This window comes from Burkholderia plantarii, from assembly GCF_001411805.1.
GTDB lineage: Bacteria > Pseudomonadota > Gammaproteobacteria > Burkholderiales > Burkholderiaceae > Burkholderia > Burkholderia plantarii.
Map to the genome: position 1 here is coordinate 177,943 of NZ_CP007212.1, position 26,256 is coordinate 204,198.

At 68.0% G+C, this 26,256-nt stretch carries 24 protein-coding genes; 15 read left to right on the forward strand and 9 right to left on the reverse strand.

The annotated features are described in order from the left end of the window. Window positions 1-2: 2 nt before the first annotated feature. The 7 genes from bpln_RS00710 to bpln_RS00740 form a co-directional block, all read right to left on the reverse strand. Window positions 3-224: an acyl carrier protein gene (locus bpln_RS00710; protein WP_042623544.1), complete on the reverse strand. Its 222-nt coding sequence runs from the start codon at window positions 222-224 to the stop codon at window positions 3-5. Window positions 225-252: 28 nt separating this feature from the next. Continuing rightward, a complete protein-coding gene (locus bpln_RS00715) occupies window positions 253-1,278 on the reverse strand; it encodes a ketoacyl-ACP synthase III (protein ID WP_042623545.1) in 1,026 nt (341 codons plus the stop codon). Next, window positions 1,278-2,423, reverse strand: coding sequence for a dTDP-4-amino-4,6-dideoxy-D-glucose aminotransferase VioA (gene vioA, locus bpln_RS00720; protein WP_148654045.1), 1,146 nt, complete (start codon window positions 2,421-2,423; stop codon window positions 1,278-1,280). The genes bpln_RS00715 and vioA overlap by 1 nt, the downstream gene beginning before the upstream one ends. Continuing rightward, window positions 2,423-4,795, reverse strand: coding sequence for a tetratricopeptide repeat protein (locus tag bpln_RS00725; protein WP_055137875.1), 2,373 nt, complete (start codon window positions 4,793-4,795; stop codon window positions 2,423-2,425). Before bpln_RS00725 ends, vioA begins: the two co-directional genes overlap by 1 nt. Window positions 4,796-5,089: 294 nt before the next feature. Next, window positions 5,090-5,398, reverse strand: coding sequence for a flagellar protein FliT (locus bpln_RS00730; protein ID WP_055137876.1), 309 nt, complete (start codon window positions 5,396-5,398; stop codon window positions 5,090-5,092). A 21-nt stretch (window positions 5,399-5,419) separates the two neighbouring features. Next, window positions 5,420-6,982, reverse strand: a complete 1,563-nt coding sequence (gene fliD, locus bpln_RS00735) for a flagellar filament capping protein FliD (RefSeq protein WP_042626357.1) — start codon at window positions 6,980-6,982, stop codon at window positions 5,420-5,422. Window positions 6,983-7,218: 236 nt separating this feature from the next. Next, the gene (locus bpln_RS00740) at window positions 7,219-8,373 is read right to left on the reverse strand and encodes a flagellin (RefSeq protein WP_042623549.1); all 1,155 of its coding nucleotides are present in this window, start codon (window positions 8,371-8,373) and stop codon (window positions 7,219-7,221) included. Between the two features lie 593 nt (window positions 8,374-8,966). Between bpln_RS00740 and rpsU the strand changes: the two genes are divergently transcribed. Further along, entirely contained in the window at window positions 8,967-9,179 is a 213-nt protein-coding gene (gene rpsU / locus bpln_RS00745; protein ID WP_006401410.1) for a 30S ribosomal protein S21, read from the forward strand. A 182-nt stretch (window positions 9,180-9,361) separates the two neighbouring features. Here rpsU and bpln_RS00750 read toward each other — a convergent pair whose 3' ends face one another. Next, window positions 9,362-10,084: a DNA-3-methyladenine glycosylase I gene (locus bpln_RS00750; RefSeq protein ID WP_055137877.1), complete on the reverse strand. Its 723-nt coding sequence runs from the start codon at window positions 10,082-10,084 to the stop codon at window positions 9,362-9,364. Window positions 10,085-10,344: 260 nt separating this feature from the next. On the opposite strand from bpln_RS00750, the gene bpln_RS00755 reads away from it, so the two are divergent. From bpln_RS00755 to bpln_RS00765, 3 genes are all read left to right on the forward strand, one after another. Beyond that, a complete protein-coding gene (locus tag bpln_RS00755) occupies window positions 10,345-11,247 on the forward strand; it encodes a glucosamine kinase nucleotide-binding domain-containing protein (RefSeq protein ID WP_055137878.1) in 903 nt (300 codons plus the stop codon). A gap of 310 nt (window positions 11,248-11,557) precedes the next feature. Further along, window positions 11,558-12,379, forward strand: a complete 822-nt coding sequence (locus tag bpln_RS00760; protein ID WP_042623552.1) for a Cof-type HAD-IIB family hydrolase — start codon at window positions 11,558-11,560, stop codon at window positions 12,377-12,379. A 568-nt stretch (window positions 12,380-12,947) separates the two neighbouring features. After that, entirely contained in the window at window positions 12,948-13,244 is a 297-nt protein-coding gene (locus tag bpln_RS00765; RefSeq protein ID WP_042623553.1) for an H-NS histone family protein, read from the forward strand. A gap of 112 nt (window positions 13,245-13,356) precedes the next feature. Here bpln_RS00765 and bpln_RS00770 read toward each other — a convergent pair whose 3' ends face one another. Beyond that, entirely contained in the window at window positions 13,357-14,421 is a 1,065-nt protein-coding gene (locus tag bpln_RS00770; RefSeq protein WP_055137879.1) for a glycosyltransferase family 4 protein, read from the reverse strand. A 554-nt stretch (window positions 14,422-14,975) separates the two neighbouring features. Between bpln_RS00770 and flhD the strand changes: the two genes are divergently transcribed. From flhD to bpln_RS00825, 11 genes are all read left to right on the forward strand, one after another. Next, a complete protein-coding gene (flhD, locus tag bpln_RS00775; RefSeq protein ID WP_042623555.1) occupies window positions 14,976-15,296 on the forward strand; it encodes a flagellar transcriptional regulator FlhD in 321 nt (106 codons plus the stop codon). A 93-nt stretch (window positions 15,297-15,389) separates the two neighbouring features. Continuing rightward, a complete protein-coding gene (gene flhC / locus bpln_RS00780; RefSeq protein WP_042623556.1) occupies window positions 15,390-15,953 on the forward strand; it encodes a flagellar transcriptional regulator FlhC in 564 nt (187 codons plus the stop codon). 237 nt (window positions 15,954-16,190) lie between these two features. Further along, complete coding sequence (gene motA / locus bpln_RS00785) at window positions 16,191-17,051, forward strand: flagellar motor stator protein MotA (protein ID WP_042623557.1); 861 nt, start codon at window positions 16,191-16,193, stop codon at window positions 17,049-17,051. Between the two features lie 15 nt (window positions 17,052-17,066). Then, on the forward strand, window positions 17,067-18,137 hold the full coding sequence (gene motB, locus bpln_RS00790) for a flagellar motor protein MotB (protein ID WP_042623558.1): 1,071 nt from the start codon (window positions 17,067-17,069) through the stop codon (window positions 18,135-18,137). A 21-nt stretch (window positions 18,138-18,158) separates the two neighbouring features. Next, complete coding sequence (locus tag bpln_RS00795; RefSeq protein WP_042623559.1) at window positions 18,159-18,533, forward strand: response regulator; 375 nt, start codon at window positions 18,159-18,161, stop codon at window positions 18,531-18,533. 68 nt (window positions 18,534-18,601) lie between these two features. Next, entirely contained in the window at window positions 18,602-20,875 is a 2,274-nt protein-coding gene (gene cheA / locus bpln_RS00800; RefSeq protein WP_042623560.1) for a chemotaxis protein CheA, read from the forward strand. A gap of 52 nt (window positions 20,876-20,927) precedes the next feature. Next, on the forward strand, window positions 20,928-21,443 hold the full coding sequence (gene cheW / locus bpln_RS00805) for a chemotaxis protein CheW (protein WP_404990972.1): 516 nt from the start codon (window positions 20,928-20,930) through the stop codon (window positions 21,441-21,443). Window positions 21,444-21,468: 25 nt separating this feature from the next. Next, a complete protein-coding gene (locus bpln_RS00810; protein ID WP_055137880.1) occupies window positions 21,469-23,460 on the forward strand; it encodes a methyl-accepting chemotaxis protein in 1,992 nt (663 codons plus the stop codon). Window positions 23,461-23,470: 10 nt separating this feature from the next. Beyond that, on the forward strand, window positions 23,471-24,457 hold the full coding sequence (locus bpln_RS00815) for a CheR family methyltransferase (RefSeq protein ID WP_055137881.1): 987 nt from the start codon (window positions 23,471-23,473) through the stop codon (window positions 24,455-24,457). Beyond that, window positions 24,454-25,149: a chemoreceptor glutamine deamidase CheD gene (gene cheD, locus bpln_RS00820; protein ID WP_055137882.1), complete on the forward strand. Its 696-nt coding sequence runs from the start codon at window positions 24,454-24,456 to the stop codon at window positions 25,147-25,149. Before bpln_RS00815 ends, cheD begins: the two co-directional genes overlap by 4 nt. Next, window positions 25,146-26,222 carry a protein-glutamate methylesterase/protein-glutamine glutaminase gene (locus bpln_RS00825; protein ID WP_082465316.1) on the forward strand — a complete coding sequence of 359 codons (1,077 nt, stop codon included), beginning with the start codon at window positions 25,146-25,148 and terminating at the stop codon, window positions 26,220-26,222. The genes cheD and bpln_RS00825 overlap by 4 nt, the downstream gene beginning before the upstream one ends. Window positions 26,223-26,256 lie beyond the last annotated feature (34 nt).

Sequence of the window (26,256 nt, forward strand, 5' to 3'; positions counted from 1 at the left end):
GCTCAGCCCTTCTGCGCCGCGACCAGCGCTTCGATGTCGGCCACCGTCTGGCAGTTGCCGAGCGCCTGGCCGTTGAGCAGCACGCCGAAGCAATCGTCGGCCAGCGCGATGGTCGAGACGATCGCGAGCGAATCCCAGTTGTGATCGGCCAGCACCAGCGCGGGCGACACCTCGGCGGCGTCGATTTCGAAGACTTCCGCGAGCCCTTCGTAGAATGCGTTCATCAGAGTTCCTGCCTAAAGCCAACGGTTGCTAACAGTTCAACAGACAGCCGGCCCACGAGTAGCCGACGCCGAATCCGAGCAGCATGGCGCGCGTGCCGCGTGCCAGCCTGCCTTCGCCGCGCAGCTGCTCGAGCGCGAGCGGCAGCGTCGACGACACCGTGTTGCCGGTGTGCTCCATGAGGATCGGGAAGCGATCCTCGGAGACCTTCATTTTCTTGCGCAGCGCCTCGAGCATGAACCGGTTCGCCTGGTGCAGCACGAAGCAGTCGATGTCGTCGCGCGTGAGGCCGGCGCGCTCGAGCAGCCGGTCGGCCGCGCGCGGCACCTCGGCGAGCGAGAACGCCATCACCTCGGCGCCGTTCATGTACAGATGTTCGTCGGTGCGCACGTTGCCGGAGGCGTCCTCGTGCTCGCGCGCGCTCTCGGCGCTGCGCGGCTCGCGGAACAGCCCGGCGCGCACGATCAGGTTCTGCGCGCCGCGCCCGTCGGTGCCGAACACGAACGGGCCGATGCGCTCGGCGTCGGCCGCGCGCTCGTCGAGGCCGATTACGGTGGCCGCCGCGCCGTCGCCGAACAGCGTGCGCACGCTCTTGTCGAGCGGATGCAGGTACTTCGAATAGGTGTCGGCGGTCAGCAGCAGCACGCTGCGCGCCGCGCCCGTCTCGACCAGCCCCTTGGCGAGCGACAGCCCGTACACGTAGCCCGAGCAGCCGAGGTTCACGTCGAACGCGCCGGCGTGGGTCGGAATCCCGAGCCGGTGCTGCAGCAGGCAGGCCGAGGCCGGCAGCACGTAGTCGGGCGCCTGGGTGCAGAGGATCACGAAATCGATCTCGCCGGCGCTCACGCGGCCCTGCGCGAACAGCCGCCGCGCGGCCTCGAACGCGAGGTCCGAGGCGGTCTCGCCGTCGGCCGCCACGCGCCGCTCGCGGATGCCGGTCTTGGCGAGGATCTTCTCGGCCGGCCACTCCGGGTACAGCGCCGCGAGCGTGTCGTTGCCGAGCACCGTCGCGGGCAGATGGCTCGCGATGTCGAGGATCGCGGCGCGTGCGGGCATCAGCGCGCCTCCGCGATCAGCGAGACGATGCGTTCCACGTTGGCGTCCGACAGCTCCGGATAGATCGGCAGGCACAGGATGCGCCGCGAGGTCTCGCGCGCCACCGGCAGGTTGTCCGGATGCGCCGACGGCAGGCCGCGGTAGTTCGGGAAGTCCGAGATCAGCGGATAGAAGTAGCGGCGCCCGTAGATCTCGTGGTCGCGCAGGTGCTGGTAGAGCCCGTCGCGCGAGAGCGGGAAATCATCGTCGACGAGGATCGGGAAATACGAGTGGTTCGCCACCTTCGCGTCGACCGGCGGCGGGCAGCGGATGCCGGGTATCTCGGCCAGCAGCACGCGGTAGCGCGCGTCGATCGCGGCGCGCCGCGCCAGCGCGGCGTCGATGTGCTGCAACTGCAGCAGCCCGAACGCGGCGTTGATCTCGCTCATCTTGCCGTTGATGCCGGCGGCCACCACCGTCACCTCGTCGACGAAGCCGAAGTTCTTCAGGTGGTCGATGTGCTGCTTGGTCTTCGCGTCGGGGCAGACGATCGCGCCGCCCTCGAAGGTGTTGAACACCTTGGTCGCGTGGAAGCTCAGGATCGACAGGTCGCCGTGCTCGAGCACGCTGCTGTCGTGGGTATGGACCCCGAACGCGTGCGCGGCGTCGTAGATCACCTTCAGGTTGTAGTTGTCGGCGATGCGGCGGATCGCCTTCACGTCGCAGGGCCGGCCGTAGCAGTGGACCGGCATGATGGCCGTGGTCTGCGGCGTGATGGCGGCCTCGATCCTGGCCGGGTCGAGGTTCAGCGTGTGCGGGTCGATGTCGACGAATACCGGCTTGATGCCGTTCCAGAGCAGCGAATGCGCGGTGGCCACGAACGAGTACGGGGTGGTGATCACCTCGCCCGAAATGCGCAGCGCCTGCAACGCCGTGACCAGCGCGAGCGTGCCGTTGGTGAAGAGCGCCAGGTGCTCGACGCCGAGATACTCGCAGAGCGCCTTCTCCAGGCGCTGGTGGAACGGCCCGCCGTTGGTCAGCACCTTGCTGTCCCAGATCTGTTCGAGATACGGCAGGAATTCGGCGAGTGGCGCGAGATGCGGCTGCGTCACATAGATGCGTTCGTCGGCCTGGGGCTCGACCGCGCGCAGCGGCAGGGCGTTCATCATGCTTCTCCGGTGAGGGCGGCCTCGGCGGCCGTGGAATCGGCGGCGGCGCCGACGGCGGCGCGCTCGGGCACCGTGAACGAGGCCGGCGCCTCGTCGGCGCACCAGCGCCGCCAGGCCATCCGGAACGCGTCGGACACCGCGTTGGCGATGCGCTCGGGCTGGAAGCCCGGCGACTGCCGGCAGCGCTCGCGCAGGCCGCGGCGCACGTCGGCGAGCCCTTCCAGGTCGTTGGCGAGCGCGATGCCGCGGGCGACGAAATCGTCGGCGCTGTCGGCCACGAACTGCTCGAGTCCGACCGACGACATCCAGACCGCGCCGGCGCGGCTCGCCAGCGTGTCGCCGCGGATCGTCAGGGTCGGCACGCCCATCCAGAGCGCGTTGAGCGCGGTGGTCGAGCCGGTGTACGGGAACGTGTCGAGGCAGAGGTCCACGTGATGGTGCTGCTGCAGGTAGACGGCGGCGGGCGCGCGCGGCTGCAGGTCGAGCCGCTGGTGCGCGATGCCCTCGGCCGTGAACCATTCGAGCAGCATGTCCACGCCGCCCACGCGCGGGATCGAGCCGATCCGCATGCGCGAGTTCGGCACCGCGTGCAGGATCCGCGCCCACTCGGCGATCACCTCGCGGCGCAGCTTGTTCAGGCGGTTGAAGCTGCCGAACGTCACGAAGCCGTTGTGCAGCGCGGGCAGCAGGTTGACGGGCGGCGCGTTGTCGACCGGCTTGAAGGTGCCGCCCGCCGGCAGATGGATGATCTTCTCGGTGTACTGGCGCTCCATCTCGCCGAACGGCACGCCGAAGCGGTCCGCGAGGTAGTAGTCCATCGCGTCGAGCCCGGTCGTGCCGGGATAGCCGATCCAGGTGATCTGCACCGGCGCCGGCTTGCGCGCGAGCGCGGGCAGGCGGTTGCGGCCGGTGTGGTTCGACAGGTCGAGCACGATGTCGATGCGGTCGGCGCGGATCCGCTCGACCAGACGGTCGTCGGTCAGGCCCGCCACCTGCAGCCAGCTGTCGGTCCAGCCGCGCATGCGCTCGCTGATGCCGTCCTCGGTGGTGTGGTTGTGGTAGACGTGCAGCGACAGCGACGGATCGCGGTGCAGCACTTCCAGGATCGGCATGATGTACGACGCCACCGCGTGATTGAACAGGTCGCCCGAGATGATGCCGACGCGCAGCTGGCGCTCCGGATCGCGCTTGTTGGCGTGGCGCGGCCAGCGCGAGCGTACCGGCGCCTCGTGAATGTCGGCGAAGCGACGGTGCTCGGCGAAGATCGCCTCGCTGTCGAGCTGCGGATCATGGGTCAGGCAGAACAGCAGGTTGCTGTGCATCGCGGCGTCGCGCGGCGTGAGCTCGTGCGCGCGACGGAACGCCCGTTCGGCCTCCAGCGTGGCGCCCAGTTCGCTCAGCGCCACGCCGAGCGAGCCGTACATCTGCTGCGAGTCGGGCGCGAGTTCGATCGAGCGGTTGCCGGCCGCGATCGCCTCGGTGCTGCGGCCCTGCGCGAGCAGCGTCATGTTCAGCACGCGCCATGCCTCGGCGTAGCGGTCGTCCACCGAGATCGCGCGGCGCGCTTCGCGCTCCGAATCGGCGAGCCGGTTGGCCAGGCGCAGCACGTCCGCGTAGAGCGTGCCGAGCACCACGTCGGCCGGATCGAGCGCGGTGGCGCGCGCCAGCGGCTCGGCCGCGGCCAGGTACTGGCCGTCCTTGTGCAGCGCGTTGCTGAGCGATTTCCAGGCGTAGCCGCTCGCCGGGTAGCGCTGTGTCATGGTGCGCGCGTGCTTGACGGCCTCGGCGTAGCGGCCCTTGTTGTAGAGCGCGGTGAAGCGCGACGCGTCCTGCTGGGTCGGCCGCCGCCCGAGGGCGCCGCGCGTGTCCGCGTTGACCGGCGCCTCGGGCGCGGCGGGCGCCTGCGTGACCGTCACCGCATGGCCCGCGGCGGCGGTGACGGCCGCCGCGGCGCGGCCTTCCGCCGAAATCGACAGGCGCTGGATCAGGCCGTCGAGCGCCGGGCCGTGGATGCCGCGCTGCTGGCACATGCCGATCATCGCCCAGGCGGCGGCCACGCGGCCCGCCTCGATCTGCGCGTTGATGTAGGCGACCCAGAACTGGCCGTTGTTCGGGTCGATGCCCAACGCGGCCTCGAAATGCGGCAGCGCCGCCTCCGGGTTGCCGGTCTGCACGTGCAGCACCGCCAGGTTGTAACGCGCGTCCACATAGTTCGGCCGGGCCGTGGCGATCACCTCGTACATGGCCTGGGCGTCGGCGAGCTCGCCCTTGTGATGGCAGGCGAGCGCGCTCTGCATCACGAGCGCGATGTCCGCGTCGAGCTGCTGCGGATCGGGCACGGGGCCGGCGGTAGGCATCGAATCGGACATGGCGTAAATCGGACGGGAATAGCGAATGGTAGAAATTATCCGGCCGTCCGGCGTGCGACGAAGCCCGGAACTGACCGGTAAACCGCCGTCAATTTCGCGGATCTACGCGGCCCGCGCGGCGGCGACGAGGGGCGGACCGGGCCGGCGTCTCCGGGATTTCCCGCGGGTGGCTCCGGCTGGGACGGCCAGGCCCGCTCGCGCGCCTGGCGACGAAAAAAAAGCCCGCGGGGCGGGCTTCGAGGTGAACGAGCACGCGCTCATGCGCGTGAATTGTGATTATTCGGGGCGCACCGCTCAGTAGCCGAGCGAGGTGGCGGCCTGGCTGTACTGCCGTGCCGCGTGGATCCGTTCGCTCGCCGCGCGGTACTCGCGCTGCAGTTCGTCGCGCGCCAGGGCCGATTCGGCGATCGCCGCCGCGTCGAGCGCCTGGATCTCGCGGATCATCAGCAGGCTTTCCGGCGTCTGTTCCGCTTCGATCGACATCAGGTAGGGCGAGCGCGCGGCCACCAGCCGCTCGACGCCCGCCCAGTCGGCGAGCCGCACGGCCCGCTCGATGTCGTGCGTCATCGCCAGCACCTGGCTCACGAGGGTTTGCTGATCCATGTCCGTCTCTCCCCGGGCCGCTTACTTGTTGGTGGCGAGTGCGCCGGCGCTGTTGGTGCCGCCGAACAGCTGGGTCAGGTAGTTCTGGTTGGTCGTCATTTCGGCCAGTACCGTGTTCAGTTGAGTGAACTGCGTGTTGTACTGCGTGGTCAGCGTCTGCGCGTAGGCGGACAGCGCCGTCTGCTGGGTGCTCAGGCTCGCCAGCGTCGAGGTGACCGAGTTCTCGCTCTGCGTGAGCACGCCCTTGTCGGACGTGATCGACGTGATCGCGGTGTTCATCTGCGCGCCGATGCCGTTGGTGCTGTTGAACAGCGCCGCGGTCGCGCCCGGGTTGCTCGTCAGCGCCGTGGTCAGCGTCGTCTGGTTGATCACCAGGTCGCCCGCCGTCGCGCCGTCGGTGCCGTCCGACACCGTGATGCCGAGCGAATTCAGCGTGGCCGTCACACCGTTGCTGGTGACCGAGCCGCCGAGGATCGCCGACAGCTGCGACTGGATCGAGTTGAGCGCCGAGTCGCCGAACAGCGCGCCGACCGTGGGCTTGTTGCTGCCGGCGGTGGTGCTGTACGAGCCGACCGTCTGCATTGCCGTGACGAGCGCGTTGTAGTTCTGCACGAAGGTCGTGATCGCGGCCGACTGCTTGGTGGTGTCGGCGGCGATGGTCAGCGTCTGCTTGGTGGCCGGCGTGGTGGTCGAGACCGCCGCCTGCGTGAGGTTCAGCGTGACGCCGGCGATCGCCGAGGTCACCGTGTTGGTCGAGCTCGAGTTCGCGATGCCGCCGACCGTGAATTGCGCGTCCTGCGCGGCGGTCGATTGGGTCCACGAGGTGGCGGCCGTGGTGCCGGCCGAGACGATCGTCGACTGGCCGCCGGTGGTGCTCGGGGTGGAGGTGACGCCGAGCTCCGACAGACCGGTGTCGGTGGTGGCGTTGACGCTCACGTTGATGGTGTTGGCCGCGCCGCTGTTCGTCGAGCTCAGCACCAGATGGGCGCCATCGGCGCCGTTGACGATGGTCGCCGTCACGCCGGGGTTGTCGCTCGCGTTGTTGATGGCGTCCTTGATGCCGGCCAGCGTGTTGTTGTTCGAGTTGATGCTGACCGTCGACGACTTGCCGTTGACGGTCAGCGTCATGGTGCCGGTGCCGAGCTGCGTGCTCGCGCCGAACGCCGGCGACGACAGCGATTGCGACTGGGCGATCTGGGTCACGCCGATCTGGTAGGTGCCGGCCACGGCGCCGGCGCCGGCCGACGCGGTCAGGCCGCTGCCCGAGGCGGTGGCCGTGAAGGTCTGGGCGAAGGTGCCGTCCGAGAGCGTCGCGAGCGACGACTGCAGCGTCGTCAGCGCGGTCTGCAGCGCCGTGTAGGCCTGCGACTTGTTCTGGTTCAGGGCGATCGCGGTGGACAGCAGGGACGCCTGCGCGGCCGTCTTCGAATTGACCAGCGCGGTGACGAGCGTGTTGACGTCCATGCCGGTGTTGCCCGTCGAGCCGCTGATGATCGATTGCGCGGCTTCCTGCAGCGCGGTGCTGCTGGACAGCTGGTTGTTGCTGGTCTGGGACGAGAGAATGCTGCTCGAGATCGTGGACATCGCGTAGCTCCGTTGGGGCGCCATCGACGGCGCAGACAATTCAGTTGCGGATCGTGGCGGATCCTACGGCAAACCGCGAGAAAACGGTACGACGAAAAGGCGGCTGTTGCAGCGCCAATTCCGGAAACGGGGGGGCTGAAAACAAAAAGCGCGCGACGGCCACGAGGAAGGTTGCACCGTCGCACGAACGGGCCGCCCATGATGGCGCGGCCCGGGTTTTCAAAGCGCTACGGCGATTACTGCAGGAGCTTCAGAACTTGCTGCGGCAGCGAGTTGGCTTGCGCCAGCACCGAGATACCGGCTTGTTGCAGCACTTGAGCCTTGCTCAGGTTCGCGGTTTCCTGCGCGAAGTCGGCGCTCTGGATTTGCGACTGAGCCGACGACAGGTTCGTCGAGTTGGCTTGCTGCGTTTGCGCGATGGCCTGCAGTCGGTTCTGGGTTGCACCGAGCGTTGCCTGCAGGTTGTTGACGGTGGTCAGCGCGTTGGCGATCGAGACGATGGCCTGGTTGGCGCTCGTTGCGTCGCTGATGCTCACGTTCGACACGGTCGGCGGCGCGTTGACGGCGTTGATCTGCGAGATCATGTTGGCGGCGGCGCTGGCCTGTGCCGTCGTCATGCCGCTGGTTGCGCCGGTCGACAGCGTCAGGTTCGTGACTGCCGTGCCCGTGCCTGCCGACGTGCCCGTCGTGAAGATCGCACCGACTGCCGTCGTGCTCAGGGCCTGACCGTTCTGGTCCGTGAACGTGAAGCCGCCCTTGCCGTCCGACAGCACGTTGACCGACGTGATGGCCGGTTGGGCCGCCGTCGTGGCCGCGCCGTTCGCGTCGAGGCTCAGGTTCTGGATCGTGCCGACGTTCGTGCCCGATTGCACCAGACCGCCACCGATCTTGGCCGCCGACAGGCTTTGGCTCAGGTCGAGGCTGACCGTCTGGCCGACGTTCGCGCCGATCTGGAACGTGACGATGCCGGCCGAACCGTCGAGCAGGTTCTTGCCGTTGAAGTTCGTCTGCGAAGCGATACGGTTCACTTCCTGGATCTGCTGCGCCACTTCCTTCTCGGCAGCGGCCTGGTCGCTCGACGACAGCGTGCCCGTGGCGGCTTCCGTTGCCAGCGTGCTGATACGCTGCAGGCTGGTCGTCAGCGACGACAGCTGGCTCGACGTCGTCTGGATCAGCGAGACGGCGTCGTTGGTGTTCTGCACGCCCTGGTTCAGGCCGTTGATCTGCGTTTGCATACGCGTTGCAATCGCCAGACCTGCTGCATCGTCAGCCGCGCTGTTGATGCGGTTGCCCGACGACAGACGCGTGATGGCTTGCGACAGTGCGCTCTGCGAGCCGTTCAGGTTCTGCTGAGCGACCAGCGAGTTGACATTAGTATTAATACCGAGCATGGAAATTCTCCTAAGTGAGCCGAGACCTTTGACAAGCCAACATTGGCATCGGCGGACGCACTCGTTCTTTGCTGGCCGCCTCAGAGCAGGATTTCGGCGGCCCGAAAAAAAACTTGAGGGATAGTTTCGATTCGTCCCGACTTTTTAATCTCGCGTCGGTCGCGAATCGCGCTTCGCCCCGTGGCCGACGCAAAGTGCTGTCGGTTGCGGGATTGCACGCGGATGACTCCGCCCACAGATGGATTTCGGCAGCGGCGGCCAAGACTGAAGGACGGGAGATACCCGGGACGACACGAATGTGTGGATACGACAGGGAGGCGGTAAACCTCTGGCAGTCCGAATGTTTACCTGCTAACATGGCGGGCTGAATTGAGATTTCTGCAAGCGGTGCCCGTTTTCGGCATGTCCTGCTGGCAGTCAAACGCGGCGCCTGGTGTGGGTTGCCGGGCGTTTCGCGGTGCATTCCGCCTCTCTTTTCCGGCCTCCGAGGCCACCAAGCCGCTCGTTTCGCCTGTTTGTGGAAACGCCCGGAAGGCCGGTGCGTGGCGCTTGGCCGCTACGTTTTTGACCGTATCAAGCAATTTGGGAACGACATGACGACGATTCTTCTGAAGGAAAACGAGCCGTTCGAAGTAGCGATTCGCCGCTTTCGCCGCGCGATCGAAAAGAACGGCCTGATCGCTGAACTGCGTGAGCGCCAGTCCTACGAAAAGCCGACGGCTGTTCGCAAGCGCAAGAAGGCTGCCGCAGTCAAGCGCCTGCACAAGCGCCTGCGCAGCCAGATGCTGCCGAAGAAGCTCCACTAAGCTTCCACGGTTCGCAACAGGACGGCGGTGCCGCCTCGCAAGAGGTGGCGCCGCCGTTTTGCTTTTGGGGGCCGGGATCGGGTTTGCCCGGGATCGTCGTTTGCCGGCTGCCCTGGAGCCGGCAGCATGGCTGCGCCGCTTCGTGGCGACGTGCATGCTCAGGCCGTGGTGGGGTTTTTTTTCTACTTCGCGGCGGGCCGTTTGGTGGCCGGCTTCGCGGCCGGCTTCTTGGCCGGCTTGGCGGTTGCGGCCGGCTTGGCGGCGGCCTCGGTGGCCGCGTGTTTCGTCGATGGCGCCGCGTCGATCGTCGATTTGGCCGCGTTTTCTGCCTCGACGTTAGCCGCCGCCGCGCAGGCGGCCCGGCAGGGGCAGTCGAATTCATGGTCGTTGACCATGCCGATCGCCTGCATCAGCGCGTAGCAGATCGTCGAGCCGACGAATTTGCAGCCGTAGCGCTTGAGCGCCTTGCTGAGCGCGTCGGAGGTCCCGGTCGAGGCCGGCGCGTCGCGATACGAACGCCAGCCGTTCTGCACCGGCGAGTCGCCGACGAACGACCACAGGAACGCGGCGAGCGAGCCGTGTTCCGCGCGGATGCGCTGGACCGCGCGCGCGTTCGCGATCGTCGATTCGATCTTCAGGCGGTTGCGCACGATGCCGGGGTCCTGCATCAGCGCCTCGACCTGGGCCGGCGTGAAGCGGGCGACCGCGTCGGCGTCGAAGTTCGCGAACGCGGCGCGATAGTTCTCGCGCTTGTTCAGGATCGTCGACCACGACAGGCCGGCCTGCGCGCCCTCGAGGATCAGCATTTCGAACAGGTAACGATCGTCGCGCGACGGGCGTCCCCATTCGGTGTCGTGATAATGCGCGTCGGCCTCGGTGCGGACCCAGTTGCAGCGTGTATCCATCGACTCCTCGCGTGGTTGGCGGCCCGGCTGGTGGCCGGTTCGTCGCCCGATTGTCGGCCCGATTATCGGCCGGCGGATTTCAGCCGCCGCCCAGCATAGCCGAACGGCCGCGCCGCGCAAGCCGGCCATTCAGCCATTCCGGCCATCCGATCTCGGCGAGCGGCGCGCGACGCCGGGCGGCGATCCACGACGACCCGCCGCGATCCGGTTAAGCTCTCGCCTCGGCCCATCCATTCCCGCATTCCCCGGAGCATCGCAGCATGCAGCAGACGCGCGCCACGGCGGCACCCACCTATCTGATCGGCATCGACGGCGGCGGCACCGGCACGCGCGCCGTGCTTGCCGATGCCCACGGGCGCGAGCTGGCGCGCGGCAGCGGCGGCCCTTCGGGGCTTGCGCTCGGCATCGACGCGGCCTGGGCGTCGATCGGCGCGGCGTGCGCCGACGCGTTCGCGCGGGCCGGCCTGCGGATCGACTGGGCGCAATGCGTGCTCGGCTGCGGGCTCGCCGGCAGCAACCATCCGGGCTGGCTGGCGGCGTTTGTCGCCGGCTCGCCGGCCGCCGCGCTGGTGGTCGAGAACGACGCCTACACCACCGTGCTGGGTGCCCATGACGGCGCGCCGGGCGTGATCGTCGCGCTCGGCACCGGCAGCATCGCGGCCGCGCTCGATGCGGACGGCCGCTGCCGGATCGCCGGCGGCTACGGTTTTCCGTCCGGCGACGAGGCGAGCGGCGCGTGGTTCGGGCTGCGTGCGCTCGCCCATGCGCAGCAGGCGCTCGACGGCCGCGTGCCGGCTGACGCATTCGCGGCGGCGCTGCTCGAAAAGACCGGCGCCGGCGATCGCGACAGCCTGGTGGTCTGGTCGTGCGCGGCGAACCAGACCGCCTACGCGGCGCTCGCGCCGGCCGTGTTCGCGCATCGTGGACATCCGGTCGCGGCCGGCCTGATCGCCGAGGCGGGCGATGCGATCGGCCGCATGATCGACGCGCTCGATCCCGCGCGGGCGCTGCCGGTCGCGCTCTGCGGCGGGCTGGCCGGCCAGCTCGAGGCGGCCGTGCCGGAGCCGCATCGCGCGCGGCTGCGCGCGCCGCTGGCGGATTCCGCGCACGGCGCGCTGCGGCTCGCGCAACGCGAGGCCGCGCGGCTGGCCGGGGCGCGCTGAGCGGCGGCTGGGGCGCCGGTGTTTTGATTGCCGTAAATCGGCGAACGGAGAACGGCAACCCGGCAACCCGGCAACCCGGCAACCCGGCAACCCGGCAACCCGGCAACCCGGCAACCCGGCGGCCCGCGCGTATTGAAAAGCACTCGCGAAATCAATCACGGCCGGCGAGCGCACGAGCTTCCTCGCATCCACCGCCTCGCTCGACCGCTCGCCCCAAAAGCCCGCCCGCGTCCATCCGGGATCCCGCGTCATTGCGCTGCTTTCACCAGCCGGCGTTTAAAATGCAGGGTTTCCGCATTCGCCGCCCGCCATGTACAAAGTCATCTGCACCGATCTCGACGGCACGCTGCTGAACAGCGATCACCAGCTCGATCCGTACACGATCGAGACCGTGCGGCGGCTGGCCGGCGACGACGTGCCTTTCGTGATCGCGACCGGCCGCCATTACGCCGACGTCGCCGGGATCCGCGACGTGCTCGGCATCCGGCCCTACCTGATCACCTCGAACGGCGCGCGCGTCCACGCGCCCGACGACACCCAGTTGCACGCGCTCGACATCGCGCCGCCGATGGCGCGCGAACTGGTCCGGCCCGAGGTGGCGGGCGCGCACGGGCGCGTGATCGTCAACCTGTTCACCGACGACAGCTGGCTGATCGACCGCGAGGCGCCGGAACTGCTCGCGTTCCACCAGGACTCCGGTTTCCACTACCGCGTGATCGACATGCTCGCGCACGACGGCACCGACGTCGCGAAGGTGCTCTACATCGGCGAGCCGCGCGATCTGGCCGTGGTGGCCGCGAACCTCGCGAACCGTTTCGGCGACGCGCTCTACGTGACCTATTCGCTGCCCGACTGCCTGGAAGTGATGACGGCCAACGTCTCGAAGGGCCGGGCGCTGCGCGTCGTGCTCGAACGGCTCGGCATCGATCGCGCCCACTGCGTCGCGTTCGGCGACAACATGAACGACATCGACCTGCTCGAAACCGCCGGCTTCCCGTTCATGATGGACAACGCGAATCCGGACCTGATGCTGCGCCTGCCGACGGTGCCGCGCATCGGCAGCAACGCCGACGCGGGCGTCGCGCGCCATCTGCGCATGCTGTTCGAAATCAACGCCGATCCGGCGCGCTGAACGCGCGCCAGGCGCCGCGGCCCGCCGCCGGGCCGTTGGAAACCCCACGCGGCCTTTCCCCAAGCGATCGTTCGATTCCGCCGCGCCAACGAAAAGCGGGCGCCGCGGCGCCCGCTCAAGTTCACCATCCCCCGGCTCTTGTATCAGGTCGAGCGGCGTCGGGGTCGCCGCCACCGCGCTCCTCGTAATGGTTCCGGCTTTTTGTCCGAATTGGTGAACACGTGGCAATCATGCAATCGCCGCGTTGACGCCGCGTGGCGATTTTCGTGAACCGTGCGTTCAAAAAGAGTGAAAATTTCGTTGGTTGCGCGGCGAATAATTGACGCCGCCGCAATTGCATTGGATTATAAGATTTCCAATGCGTGGCCAAGAGTCAACGATTGTTAAATTCCGCTCAGGCGGCGCAGGATTTTTATTAGAATTAAATCGCACTGCAATATAACGCATCCGCAATAAAATTTTTCATACGAAATGGGCGACGCCCGGTTTCGGTACAGTGCTGATTGCGGAACGGAGCGATGGGGCCGGGGCGCTGCATGCTCGGCGAATCGGGAATAGGGAGTGAAAAATGTCTCAATACGCAAAACTCAAGGCGCAGATCGCCGACCTTCAGGTGCAAGCCGAGGACGTCCGCCGTCAGGAAGTCGAGGCTGTGATCACTGATTTACAGCGCAAGATCGCCGAATACGGCTTGACGGCGCAGGACCTCGGTTTCGCGGAGCGCGCGCGGCGCGGCCGGCCGCCGAAAAAGGCACCGCTGCCGCCGAAGTATCGTGATCCCAAGTCGGGCGCCACCTGGAGTGGCCGTGGTAAACCCCCCAATTGGATCGTCGGGAAAAATCGTGAGCGTTATCTGGTCGAGTGAATCGACGCGCGAGGGTGGGCCACGAAAAAAGAAAGCCGCATGTCACATGCGGCTTTTCTTTTTGCGATTCACATTACGGGCGGATCAGGTGGAATCCCGCACCGAATCCGGATCAGCTCGCGGCAAGTCGCGTCAAATGCGGTCGCTTGACGTGAGCGCCCAGCGTTTCATAAATCTCCACATAGTGACGTGCCATCGTCTTCGCACTGAATCGCGTTTCGAAACGCTGGCGGATCGCTTCGCGTGACAACGTGTCGATTTGTTGCAGCGCGCCGATCGCGCTGTGTTCGTCCTCGACGATGAAGCCGGTCAGGCCGTCCTCGATCACCTCGGGCACCGAGCCGCGATTGAACGCCACCACCGGCGTGCCGCAGGCCATCGCCTCGATCATCACGAGGCCGAACGGCTCCGGCCAGTCGATCGGGAACAGCAGCGCCTTCGCACCCGACAGGAACGCCGGCTTCTGCGCCTCGTTGATCTCGCCGATGAACTCGACGTTGGCGGTGGCGAGCAGCGGCTCGATCTCGGTCTTGAAGTATTCCTCGTCGACCTTGTCGACCTTGGCGGCGATCTTCAGCGGCAGGCCGCTCTTGGCCGCGATACGAATTGCGGTGTCGACACGCTTTTCGGGACAGATCCGGCCCAAAAATGCGAGATACTCTGGCTTGCGGTCCTGCTGCGGCGTGAGCAGCGTGTCGGGCAGGCCGTGGTAGACGGTACCGGCCCAGCCGGCCTGCGGCAGCGGGATGCGCTGCGAGTTCGAGATCGACACCACCGGCGCGTTCGGGAACGCGTTGAACACGGGCTGCAGCTCGGGCAGGTCGAGCCGGCCGTGCAGCGTGGTCACGTAGGGCACGTCGAGGCGCGACAGCAGCGGGAACGGCAGATAGTCGAGGTGCAGGTGCAGGACGTCGAACTCATGCGCGACGCGCGCCACCTGTTCGAGCAGGCGCATGTGCGGCGCCATCGAGTCGCGGATCGACGGGTCGAGGCGCAGCGCGCGCGGCCACGAGGCTTCGAGCTTCGCGGACGTGACGGAATCGCCGCTCGCGAACAGCGTGACGTCGTGGCCCAGTTCGACCAAGGCTTCCGTCAGGTAGGACACGACGCGCTCGGTGCCGCCATAAAGTTTTGGCGGGACGGCTTCGTAGAGCGGGGCGATTTGGGCGATGCGCATGAGTGGTTCTCCTGTGCGTATGGTGGCCGGGCCGGCGCGCAGTGCGCCGGATCGGGCGCCTGCGGCGGCGGGCAGCGGGGCGGTCCGCAGAGCGAGGCAAGGGGACCGCCGGCCGACCGTTCGACTCTATTATCGGGATCGAGCGGCGAGGATCGAGTGGTTTTGCAAACACTTAACCCTTGTTACAGCCTGAAATAGGAGGAATCCCGGATGGCGGGCGACCGTTTTCCGGGCGGGTGCCTGCCGATTGTGTCAGGCGCAAAGATATCGCGAAAATGACCTGAAGAAAAATTATTACGTGCCGTTATAACCCTTGCCCATCAAGGGTTTACATGAAAACAACAGGTTCCGTAAGTCCTCATGGATGTCGGAAAAATTCCTACACGGTTTACAGACAAATCCTGCGCTGCGCGTTCCCCTTTGCTGATACCCGCCGAAAACTCGTTTGGCCACAATGACTGCAAGAATATAAACGCCGGTTGCCGACCCAGTGGGCGAGCAGACCTGGCAAACGTTTTCAAAGCTAGATGGCCAAGATTTCTTACGGGGGAATCATGAGCGCGACCAGTGAAATGCTCGCCGAGATCAAGGAAGTTAACCTGTCGTATCTGTTGCTCGCGCAGCGCCTGCTGCGTGAGGACAAGGCAATGGGCATGTTCCGCATGGGCATCTCGGAAGAGATCGCGGACGTGCTCGCGAACCTGACGCTCGCCCAGACGGTCAAGCTCGCGGCATCGAACCAGATGCTGTGCCGCTTCCGTTTCGACGACCACGCCCTGCTGTCCTCGCTTGCCGACAAGGGGCGCAGTACGGCCGTCGCGCAGGCGCACTCAGCCATCCTGATGGCCGGGCAGCCCGTCGAAAGCCTCCGCTAACTCCCTACATCATTCGCCGTCCGTGGCCCGGCGCGCATTTGTGCGCCCGGCGCGCGTGCTCGGCCCAATACCGGAATTCGCGGAGAGACTGCAATGGCGACGAAGAGCGTGGTGCTCGAGGTCAAGGAAATCACCCTGGCGATCGAGCTGATCGAGCTGGGTGCCCGACTGCAACTGCTGGAAGCCGAGACGAACCTGTCTCGCGACCGCCTGATCAAGCTGTACAAGGAACTGAAGGGCGTCTCGCCGCCGAAGGGCATGCTGCCGTTCTCGACGGACTGGTTCATGACCTGGCAGCCGAACATCCATTCGTCGCTGTTCTACAACATCTACCGCTTCATGCAGGCCCATGGCGGCTGCGACTCGATCCAGTCGATCGTGAAGAGCTACCGGCTCTACCTCGAGCACGTCGGCCTGTCCGACGACGAGGCGGCGCTGAGCCTCACGCGCGCCTGGACGCTGGTGCGCTTCTTCGATTCGGGGATGCTGCAGATGACGCCGTGTACGCGCTGCGGCGGCCATTTTGTTGCGCACGCTCATGACCCGCAGGGCGGCTTCGTCTGCGGCCTGTGCCAGCCGCCGTCGCGTGCCGGCAAGACCCGCAAGGCCGCCGCGAAGGCCGAGGCCGAACCGGCGGTCGCGCTCGCCGCGGTCTGAGCCCGGCCGGGGCCGCCCGCAGCGGCCTGGGCCTGGCCAGGCGCGGGATTGCGCCGAACCAGGCGGTGCGCGAGGCGCCGCCGCGACGCCCCCCGCTCGGCGCGCAGTCCGGCATATTTTGCCGACCCGGATCACATCGGGTTAGTCCCCGCCCCCGCAGGTGAAAGTTTTCGACACCCCTGCCGTAAACCACTTATCGGCGGCCTTTCCCCGCCGGCCATTCGTGAGGGACAGGCTGTGCTGATTATCGTGGGAACTCTCGTGACGTTGTTGTCCGTGTTTGGCGGCTACGCGCTCGCGGGCGGCCACCTGGGCGCCCTGATCCAGCCGCTCGAGATCCTGATGATCGTGGGTGCAGGGCTCGGTGCCTTCATCCTCGGCAACGGGGTCAAGACGATCAAGGCGACGCTGCGCGTGCTGCCGGCGCTGTTCAAGAGCTCGAAATACACGAAGGCGCTGTACATGGAGTTGATGGCGCTGCTCTACGTGCTGCTCGCCAAGGCGCGCAAGGAAGGCACGCTGACGCTGGAAGCCGACATCGACGATCCGGAAAAGAGCCCGATCTTCACGCAGTACCCGAAGATCCTCGCCGACAAGCACATGGTCGAATTCCTGACCGACTACCTGCGCCTGATGGTGGGCGGCAACATGAACGCGTTCGAGATCGAGAGCCTGATGGACGAGGAAATCGAGACGCATCACGTCGAGGGCGAAGGCCCGGCCCATGCGCTCACGCGCGTCGGCGACGCGATGCCGGCGTTCGGGATCGTCGCGGCCGTGATGGGCGTGGTCCACACCATGGCCTCGGCCGACAAGCCGCCCGCGGTGCTCGGCGCGATGATCGCGCAGGCGCTGGTCGGTACGTTCCTCGGCATCCTGCTGTCCTACGGGCTGATCGGGCCGCTCGCGAGCCTCGCGGAGCAGCGCGTGGCCGAATCGACCAAGCTGCTCCAGTGCATCAAGGTCACCATTCTCGCGAGCCTGAACGGCTACGCGCCGGCGATTGCGGTGGAGTTCGGCCGCAAGGTGCTCTTCTCGACCGAACGCCCGTCGTTCGCCGAGCTCGAGGAGCACGTGCGCCGGGTGAAGGCGAAGTAAGCGGAGCGGCCGGCGATGAGCAAGGGCAAGGATCGCGCGATCGTCGTCAAGCGGGTCGCGCCGGCGAAGAAAGGACACCACGGCGGTGCCTGGAAGCTCGCCTACGCGGACTTCATGACCGCGATGATGGCGTTCTTCCTGCTGATGTGGCTGCTGTCGGCCGTCACGCCGGTGCAGCTGAAGGGCATCGCCGACTATTTCAATACGCCGCTGAAGGCTGCGCTGTTCGGCAACGGCGACCGCAGCTCGCACGACTCGAGCATCATCCAGGGCGGCGGCTCGGACATCACGCGCAGCGACGCCGGCACCACGCGCCGCACCGACGGCACCACCATGCTGGCCAACCGCCTGTCGCAGAACGGCCGCGACGACGAACACGACACCGATCCGGGTTCGCAGGATCGCGCCGAGCAGGCGCGGCTGCACGACCTGCAGATCAAGCTGATGGCCGCCATCGAGGCGAACCCGGTGCTGCGCCAGTTCAAGCAGCAGATCCGCATCGACTCGACGCTGTCGGGGTTGCGCATCGAGATCGTCGACACGCAGAAGCGCCCGATGTTCGCCACGGCGAGCAACCAGGTCGAGCCCTACATGCGCGACATCCTGCGCGAGATCGGCAAGACCCTCAACGACGTGCCGAACCGCATCGTGATGCAGGGCCATACCGACGCCGTGCCTTACGCGGGCGGCGAGAAGGGCTACAGCAACTGGGAGCTGTCGGCGGACCGCGCGAACGCGTCGCGACGCGAGCTGATCTCGGGCGGCATGGACGAAGCGAAGGTGCTGCGCGTGACGGGCCTGGCCTCGACGCAGAACCTGAACAAGGCCGATCCGCTCGATCCGGAGAACCGCCGGATCAGCATCCTGGTGTTGAACCACAAGTCGGAAGTCGCGCTGATGCGCGACGACGCGAACACGACGACGCTGTCGAACGACGCGGCCGGATCGCAGGCGCTGGCGCAGATCACCTCGCCGGCCAGGCCCGCGAAGCCGGCGACGTCGGGCGCGCCCGCCCCGGTGGCCATGCCTGCGCCGGTGATGGCGCCTGCCCCGGCGGTGGCGCCGGCGCGGCCCGCCGCCCACTGACGTGATTACGGACCGAACGACATGATCCGCTCCATCCTCGCCATCGACGATTCCGCGACCATGCGCGGGCTGTTGCAGGTGACGCTCGCCGACGCCGGTTACGACGTGACCGTGGCGGCCGACGGCGAGCACGCGCTGGAGCTCGCGGCGGCGATCGCCTTCGACCTGGTGGTGACCGACCATCACATGCCGGGCAAGAACGGGCTCGACGTGATCCGCACGCTGCGCACGCGGGGCACGTACCGGCAGACGCCGATCCTGGTGCTGACGACGGAGAGCAGTGACACATTCAAGGCGGCCGCGCGTGACGCGGGCGCCACGGGCTGGATCGAGAAACCGCTCGAACCGGACACGCTACTCGACCTCGTCGCCGCGCTGGCGCCGAGCCATCCGTAGCGTCGCCGGCAAGCGGCCGACCGCCCCCCAACACGACGCCCAAACGACGACTTCGACGTGGATCCGGCATGACTCTCGACATTACCCAGTTCTATCAGACGTTCTTCGACGAGGCCGACGAGCTGCTCGCGCAGATGGAGCAGCTGCTGCTCGGTCTGGACGCCGGCTCGCCGGACCCGGAGGACCTCGCCGCGATTTTCCGCGCGGCCCATTCGATCAAGGGCGGCGCGGCGACCTTCGGTTTCGCGGCCCTGACCGACACCACCCACATCCTCGAATCGCTGCTCGATCGCGCGCGCAATCACGAGATCACGCTGACCGTGCCGATGATCGACGCGTTCCTCGAGACCAAGGACGTGCTCTCGGAGCAGCTGGCCGACTACCGCGCGAGCGCCGAGCCGGACGCGGCCGCCGCGGCGGCGATCTGCGCCAAGCTCGAATCGCTGCTGAAGGAGGCGCTCGGCGGCGGTGCCGCGCCGGCCGCCGCCGCGCCGGCGCCGGTGGCGGCCGCCCCGGCCGCTGCCTCGGAGCCTGACTCGGACACCGATCTCGAAAGCGCGTTCGCGGCTGCCGCGGCCGAATTCGATTCGGCCACGGGCGGCGCGCCCGAGCACGTCGTGACGCAGGCCGTGGAGGCCGCTCATCCGGGCGCCGAAGGCGGCGAGGCCGAAGGCGGCGCGCAGGAAGGCCCGCACCTGAAGGTCGTGCTGACCGGGGTGGACGCCAAGGACCGCGAACTGCTGGTCGAGGAACTCGGCAACCTGGGCAACATCGTCGAGCGCAGCGAATCGGGCGATGCGCTGACGCTGTGGCTCGAGAGCGACGTGCCGTCCGACGATATCGTCGCCGTGCTCTGCTTCGTGATCGACGAGAGCCAGATCGCGATCGGCCGCGGCACCGCGCCGGGCGCGGGCGGGCCGGCCGAGATCCTCGGCGCGGTCGACGAACACGACGCGCATGACGAACACGACGACGCGCCGGCACCGGCCGCCGAGGCCCGCCCGGCCGCGGCCAGCGCGCCGGCGGCGGCCCCGGCCGCGGCACCCGCGGCGGCACCGGCCGCGGCGCACGCCGACGGCGACGCGGCCAAGCCGGCCGCCCAGGCGGAAGACCGCCGCGCCCGCGCGCATCCGGCCGCGGCCGGCGCCGAGGGCAGTTCGATCCGCGTCGGCGTGGAGAAGGTCGACCAGCTGATCAACCTGGTCGGCGAACTCGTGATCACGCAGGCGATGCTGGCCGAGACCGCCAACGCGTTCGACCCGGCGCTGCACGACCGCCTGTTCAACGGCATGGCGCAGCTCGAGCGCAACGCGCGCGACCTGCAGGAAGCGGTGATGTCGATCCGCATGATGCCGATGGACTACGTGTTCAGCCGCTTCCCGCGCCTCGTGCGCGACCTGGCCGCGAAGCTCGGCAAGGAAGTGGAGCTGGTCACGTTCGGCCAGGCGACCGAACTCGACAAGAGCCTGATCGAACGCATCATCGATCCGCTCACCCACCTCGTGCGCAACAGCCTCGACCATGGCATCGAAACGGTCGAGCGCCGCCGCGCGGCGGGCAAGGACGCGGTCGGCCAGCTGGTGCTGTCGGCCGCGCACCACGGCGGCAACATCGTGATCGAGGTCAGCGACGACGGGGCCGGCCTGAACCGCGAGCGGATCCTGAAGAAGGCCGCGCAGCAGGGCATCCCGGTGTCCGACACGATCAGCGACGAGGAAGTCTGGAACCTGATCTTCGCGCCGGGCTTCTCGACTGCCGAGACCATCACCGACGTGTCGGGCCGCGGCGTCGGCATGGACGTGGTCAAGCGAAACATCCAGTCGATGGGCGGCCATGTCGAGATCTCGTCGACGGCCGGGCGCGGCACCACCACGCGCATCGTGCTGCCGCTCACGCTGGCGATCCTCGACGGCATGTCCGTCAAGGTCGGCAACGAGATCTTCATCCTGCCGCTGAACTTCGTGATGGAGTCGCTGCAGCCGGCCGCCGCCGACATCTACACGGTCGGCAACGGCGAACGCGTGGTGCGCGTGCGCGGCGAATACCTGCCGCTGGTGGCGCTGCATGAAGTCTTCTCGGTGTGCGACGCACGTACCGACCCGACCCAGGGCATCGTCACCATCATGGAGACCGAGGGGCGCCGTTTCGCGATGCTGATCGACGAGCTGGTGGGCCAGCAGCAGGTGGTGGTGAAGAACCTCGAGACCAACTATCGCAAGGTACACGGCATTTCCGCCGCGACCATTCTCGGCGACGGCAGCGTGGCGCTGATCGTCGACGTGGCCGCCCTCAACCGCGACGCCCGCACCGCCCATGGCGCGGGCGCGCTCGCGACTTTCTAACCGTCACGCGGCTTCGGCCGCACTGGAGGACAACGTGTCCGAAGTCCATTCGATGCAAACGGCGGCCGCGGGCGCGGGCGCCAGCAACCGCCGCGACGCCGCGCAAGCCGATGCGGCCGGTCAGGAGTTCCTCGTCTTCACGCTCGGCGACGAGGAATACGGTATCGACATCCTGAAGGTGCAGGAAATCCGCGGCTACGACAGCGTCACGCGGATCGCCAACGCCCCCGAGTTCATCAAGGGCGTGATCAACCTGCGCGGCATCATCGTGCCGATCGTCGACATGCGCATCAAGTTCCATCTCGGGCGCATCGACTACGACCACCAGACGGTGGTGATCATCCTGAACGTCGCGCATCGCGTGGTCGGGATGGTGGTGGACGGCGTGTCCGACGTGCTGACGCTGACCCCCGACCAGGTCATGCCGGCGCCGGAGTTCGGCGCGACGCTGACCACCGAGTACCTGACGGGCCTCGGCACCGTGGACGGCCGGATGCTGATCCTGATGGACATCGAAAAGCTGATGACGAGCCGCGAGATGGCCCTCATCGACGAGTTCCGCGCCTGAACGGCGCCTCCGGGGGAGACTGAAGATGCTGCAGAACTGGTCGATCCGTACGACGCTGACCGCGGTCAGCATGTCGTTCGTGCTTCTTACCGCCGTGGTCGGCGGGCTCGGCCTCGTCGCGCTGAAGCACACGGGCGGCGCGCTCGACGAGATCGTGGGCGGCGACATGCCGGCCATCCATGCGCTCAGCGACACCTCGTCCTATCTGCTGCGCACGCGCGTCGCGCTCGATCGGGTGCGCGCGCTGACGGAGTCCGGCAACGTCGAGGAAACGCAGAGCGCGCTGAACCGCGCGCTGGCGCTGTATGACACCTCGGCCAAGAACTGGCAGGCGTTCCAGGACGCGAAGAAGGTGGGCGTGGACAGCACGCTGGCCGACGAGGTCGCCACGCGCCACAGCGCGCTCACGGCCGCCGTCGATTCCGAGTTCGCCGCGATCAAGGGCGGCGACATCGCCGCTTACCACGCGATCGCCGACGCGCAGATCAGCCCGATGTTCGTGGCCTACGACGGCGCCGTGGCGTCGGTGCTCGACGTGCTGGTGAAGCGGGTGGGCTCGCACCGCGAGAACACCCAGCGGCAGATCGCGCTGATGACCACCTGCATCGCGGTCGGCATCGGTCTCGCGTTCCTGATGGTGTTCGGCGTGCGCGTCACGCTGCGCCGGCTGATCGTCGGGCCGCTCGAGCGCGCCATCGGCCAGTTCGAGCGGATCGCCGCGGGCGACCTGTCCGAGCGCGTGCGCGAGCACGGCACCAACGAGATCGGCCGCCTGTTCGGCGGCATCGGCCGGATGCAGAAGGCGATGACCGAGATGGTGAAGTCCGTGCATCGCGGCGCCGAGTCGATCGACGTCGGCGCGCACGAGATCGCCACCGGCAACGTGGATCTCTCGCAGCGCACCGAGCAGCAGGCCGCCTCGCTGCAGGAAACCGCCTCCAGCATGGAGCAGCTGACCGGCACCGTGCGCCAGAACGCCGAGAACGCGCGCCAGGCGAGCCAGCTGGCCGTCAACGCGTCGGACATCGCCACGCGCGGCGGCCAGGTGGTCAGCGAGGTCGTCACGACCATGCAGGCGATCTCGGTCAGCTCGAACAAGGTGGTCGACATCATCGGCACCATCGAAGGCATCGCGTTCCAGACCAACATCCTGGCGCTGAACGCGGCCGTGGAGGCGGCGCGGGCCGGCGAGCAGGGCCGCGGCTTCGCGGTGGTGGCCGGCGAGGTGCGCTCGCTCGCGCAGCGCAGCGCCAGCGCCGCCAAGGAAATCAAGCAGTTGATCGGCGACTCGGCCGACAACGTCAAGAGCGGCTCCGAGCTGGTCGGCCGCGCCGGCGACACGATGGCCGAGATCGTGCAGGCGGTGCGCCGCGTGACCGACATCATCGGCGAGATCAGCGCCGCGTCGCACGAGCAGTCCACCGGCATCGAGCAGATCAACCGCGCGGTCGGCCAGATGGATGCCGTCACGCAGCAGAACGCGGCGCTCGTCGAGCAGGCCGCGGCCGCCGCCGCCTCGCTCGAGGACCAGACGCGCCAGCTGAAGGGCGTGGTCGCGGGCTGGCGCGTGGAGGGCGGCACCGCCGCGCTTGCGCAGGCCGCGGCCGAACCGGTGCTGCGCGCACCGGCTCCGCAGCCGGTGCGTCCGTCGAAGCCGGCCGCGCCCGTCAAGCACGCGGCGTCGGCAGCCGCCGCGACGGCGCATGCCGGCCATGCCGCGCCGGCTTCGGATTCGGCGAAGGAACACGCATCGGCCGAACCGGACGCCACGCCGACCGCCGCGCCGGCCGAACCGGTTGCCGCCAGGGCGAAGACGCCGCGCCGTCCGGCGGCCGGCACCGCCCGCAGCGGTGGCGCGGCCGTGTCGGCCGGCGCCGCCGCGAAGTCGGCCTATGCGCCGCGCACGGCCAAAGCGGCCACCGACGGCGGCGCGCTGAAGCGCCCGGCGCTCGGCGGCGAGCCGAAGCCGGCGGTGACCGCCTCGGCCGGTTCCGACGACGACTGGGAAACCTTCTGAGCCATCCGCGATGAACGCCGCCGCCCGCCCCGCATCCCGACTCGAGCTTCCGTCGTCGCCGTCCCGCACGACGGAGGCCGGCCGTGATTTCGCATTCACCGGTGAGGACTTCGCGCGAATCCGCGCGCTGATCCACCGGCGCGCGGGCATTTCGCTGTCCGATCACAAGCGCGACATGGCCTACAGCCGGCTCGCGCGGCGGCTGCGCACGCTCGGCCTCGACAGTTTCCGCGACTACCTCGACCGGCTCGAACGCGACAACGATCCGGTGGAGTGGGAGGCGTTCACCAACGCGCTGACCACCAACCTGACCGCGTTCTTCCGCGAGGCGCACCACTTCCCGATCCTCGCGGAGTTCGTGAAGACGCGCGCCACGCCGGTCTCGGTCTGGTGCTCGGCGGCCTCCACCGGCGAGGAGCCGTACACGATCGCGATCACGCTGCTCGAGGCGCTCGGCCCGTCGGCCGCGCGCTCGGCGACGATCCTCGCGACCGACCTCGATACCCAGGTGCTCGAGAAGGCGCGTGCGGGCGTCTACACGTTCGACCAGGTCAAGCACCTCTCGCAGGAGCGGCTGCGCCGCTTCTTCCTGAAGGGCACCGGCCCGCAGGCGGGGCGCGTGAAGGTGCGCCCCGAGCTCAAGCAGATGATCCGCTTCGAGCCGCTGAACCTGACCGACGCCGACTACGGCATCAGCAGCCAGAGCTTCGACGTGATCTTCTGCCGTAACGTGATGATCTACTTCGACAAGCCGACCCAGGCCCAGGTGCTGACGCGCTTCGAGCCGCTGCTCAAGCCGGGCGGCCTGCTGTTCGCCGGCCATTCGGAGAATTTCTCCTACGTGACGCAGGCGTTCCGGCTGCGCGGCCAGACCGTCTACGAGCGCACGCGCGACGCGGGTCCGGCCGGCACGGCGCGCCCGCGTGCGCGGCCTGCCGCCGAGGCGCCGGCCGGCGCCGCCGATGCCGCGCCGAGCCTGGCCGGGGAGGACGCATGAGCGCCGCACTGCCGATCGCGACCAACCACTATTTCGACAACCACTTCGGCCGTCCCGGCGTGAAGCTGCTGCCGAACGAGTTCTTCACCACGCGCGAGGACATGGTGCTCGTCACCGTGCTCGGCTCGTGCGTGGCCGCCTGCCTGCACGACCCGTTCGCCGGGCTCGGCGGCATGAACCACTTCATGCTGCCCGACGACGGCGCCGACGTGCGCGCCACCGCGTCCGACTCGATGCGCTACGGCGCCTACGCGATGGAAGTGCTGATCAACGAACTGATCAAGGCGGGCGGGCGGCGCGAGCGCTTCGAGGCCAAGGTGTTCGGCGGCGCGGCCGTGCTGGCGGGCATGACCACCATCAACATCGGCGATCGCAACGCCGATTTCGTGCGCCGCTACCTGGCGCTCGAGAAGATCCGCATCGCCGCCGAGGATCTGCAGGGCGTGCATCCGCGCAAGGTCGCGTTCATGCCCCGCACCGGCCAGGCGATGGTCAAGAAACTGCGGCTGTCGGTACCCGGCGTGGCGGAGCGCGAAGCCGAGCTCGCCCGGTCGGCTGCCGACGCGAAAGCCGCCCGCGCGCAACGTGCGCGCGCCCATGTCGAACTGTTTTCCGCGCCGGCGTCGCCGAAGCCGCGCGTCGAACTGTTCGGCTCATCGGCCGCGGCCGGAACAAAAAAGCAGGAGGCCTGAGCACCGTGCAGAAAATCAAGGTATTGTGCGTCGACGATTCGGCGCTGATCCGCAGTCTGATGACCGAGATCATCAATGGACAGCCCGACATGACGGTGGTGGCAACGGCACCGGACCCGCTCGTCGCGCGCGAACTGATCAAGCAGCACAACCCGGACGTGCTGACGCTCGACGTCGAAATGCCCCGCATGGACGGGCTCGATTTCCTCGAACGCCTGATGCGCTTGCGTCCGATGCCGGTGGTGATGGTATCGTCTCTGACCGAGCGCGGCTCCGAGATCACGCTGCGCGCGCTGGAGCTCGGCGCGGTTGATTTTGTCACGAAACCGCGGGTCGGGATTCGCGACGGCATGCTCGATTATTCGGAACGGCTGGCCGACAAGATCCGCGCGGCCGCGCGCGCGCGCGTGCGGCAGGCGGCGCCGGCCCGGCCGGCCTCGGCGGGCGGCCACGCGGGCGCGCCGCTGATGAACAATCCGCTCGTCAGTACCGAGAAACTGCTGATCGTCGGCGCGTCGACGGGCGGCACCGAGGCGATTCGCGAACTGCTGGTGCCGCTGCCGCCCGATGCGCCCGCGGTGCTGATCGCGCAGCACATGCCGCCCGGTTTCACCAAGTCGTTCGCGCAACGCCTGAACACGCTGTGCCGGATCGCGGTGAAGGAGGCCGAACACGGCGAGCGGGTGCTGCCGGGACATGCGTACATCGCGCCCGGGCACGCACATTTGTTGCTTGCCCGCAGCGGCGCGAACTACCTCGCGCACCTGTCGGACGAGCCGCCGGTGAACCGGCACCGCCCGTCGGTGGACGTGCTGTTCCGCTCGGCCGCGACGCACGCGGGCAAGAATGCAATCGGCGTGATCCTGACCGGCATGGGCCGCGACGGCGCGGCCGGCCTGCTCGAAATGAAGCGCGCGGGCGCCCACACGTTCGCGCAGGACGAGGCGAGCTGCGTGGTGTTCGGCATGCCGCGCGAGGCGATCGCGCTCGGCGGCGCCGACGAGGTGGTGCCGCTCTCGGAAATGAGCCGGCGCGTGCTGGCCTCGATGGGCGAGCGGGTGCAGCGCGTCTGACGGCGCCGCCGGATGACTGAATTTTGTAGAGGAA

Bases quoted from the DNA above. Each gene is read 5' to 3' on its own strand.
- bpln_RS00725 (WP_055137875.1), bottom strand. From the start codon at position 4,795: ATGTCCGATTCGATGCCTACCGCCGGCCCCGTGCCCGATCCGCAGCAG.
- cheW (WP_404990972.1), top strand. From the start codon at position 20,928: ATGCAAACGGCGGCCGCGGGCGCGGGCGCCAGCAACCGCCGCGACGCC.
- fliD (WP_042626357.1), bottom strand. From the start codon at position 6,982: ATGTCCACGATCTCGAGCAGCATTCTCTCGTCCCAGACCAGCAACAAC.
- bpln_RS00715 (WP_042623545.1), bottom strand. From the start codon at position 1,278: ATGCCCGCACGCGCCGCGATCCTCGACATCGCGAGCCATCTGCCCGCG.
- bpln_RS00710 (WP_042623544.1), bottom strand. From the start codon at position 224: ATGAACGCATTCTACGAAGGGCTCGCGGAAGTCTTCGAAATCGACGCC.
- bpln_RS00810 (WP_055137880.1), top strand. From the start codon at position 21,469: ATGCTGCAGAACTGGTCGATCCGTACGACGCTGACCGCGGTCAGCATG.
- bpln_RS00750 (WP_055137877.1), bottom strand. From the start codon at position 10,084: ATGGATACACGCTGCAACTGGGTCCGCACCGAGGCCGACGCGCATTAT.
- bpln_RS00755 (WP_055137878.1), top strand. From the start codon at position 10,345: ATGCAGCAGACGCGCGCCACGGCGGCACCCACCTATCTGATCGGCATC.
- bpln_RS00815 (WP_055137881.1), top strand. From the start codon at position 23,471: ATGAACGCCGCCGCCCGCCCCGCATCCCGACTCGAGCTTCCGTCGTCG.
- cheA (WP_042623560.1), top strand. From the start codon at position 18,602: ATGACTCTCGACATTACCCAGTTCTATCAGACGTTCTTCGACGAGGCC.
- flhC (WP_042623556.1), top strand. From the start codon at position 15,390: ATGGCGACGAAGAGCGTGGTGCTCGAGGTCAAGGAAATCACCCTGGCG.
- bpln_RS00765 (WP_042623553.1), top strand. From the start codon at position 12,948: ATGTCTCAATACGCAAAACTCAAGGCGCAGATCGCCGACCTTCAGGTG.
- flhD (WP_042623555.1), top strand. From the start codon at position 14,976: ATGAGCGCGACCAGTGAAATGCTCGCCGAGATCAAGGAAGTTAACCTG.
- motB (WP_042623558.1), top strand. From the start codon at position 17,067: ATGAGCAAGGGCAAGGATCGCGCGATCGTCGTCAAGCGGGTCGCGCCG.
- bpln_RS00730 (WP_055137876.1), bottom strand. From the start codon at position 5,398: ATGGATCAGCAAACCCTCGTGAGCCAGGTGCTGGCGATGACGCACGAC.
- vioA (WP_148654045.1), bottom strand. From the start codon at position 2,423: ATGAACGCCCTGCCGCTGCGCGCGGTCGAGCCCCAGGCCGACGAACGC.
- bpln_RS00770 (WP_055137879.1), bottom strand. From the start codon at position 14,421: ATGCGCATCGCCCAAATCGCCCCGCTCTACGAAGCCGTCCCGCCAAAA.
- bpln_RS00740 (WP_042623549.1), bottom strand. From the start codon at position 8,373: ATGCTCGGTATTAATACTAATGTCAACTCGCTGGTCGCTCAGCAGAAC.
- cheD (WP_055137882.1), top strand. From the start codon at position 24,454: ATGAGCGCCGCACTGCCGATCGCGACCAACCACTATTTCGACAACCAC.
- bpln_RS00795 (WP_042623559.1), top strand. From the start codon at position 18,159: ATGATCCGCTCCATCCTCGCCATCGACGATTCCGCGACCATGCGCGGG.
- rpsU (WP_006401410.1), top strand. From the start codon at position 8,967: ATGACGACGATTCTTCTGAAGGAAAACGAGCCGTTCGAAGTAGCGATT.
- bpln_RS00760 (WP_042623552.1), top strand. From the start codon at position 11,558: ATGTACAAAGTCATCTGCACCGATCTCGACGGCACGCTGCTGAACAGC.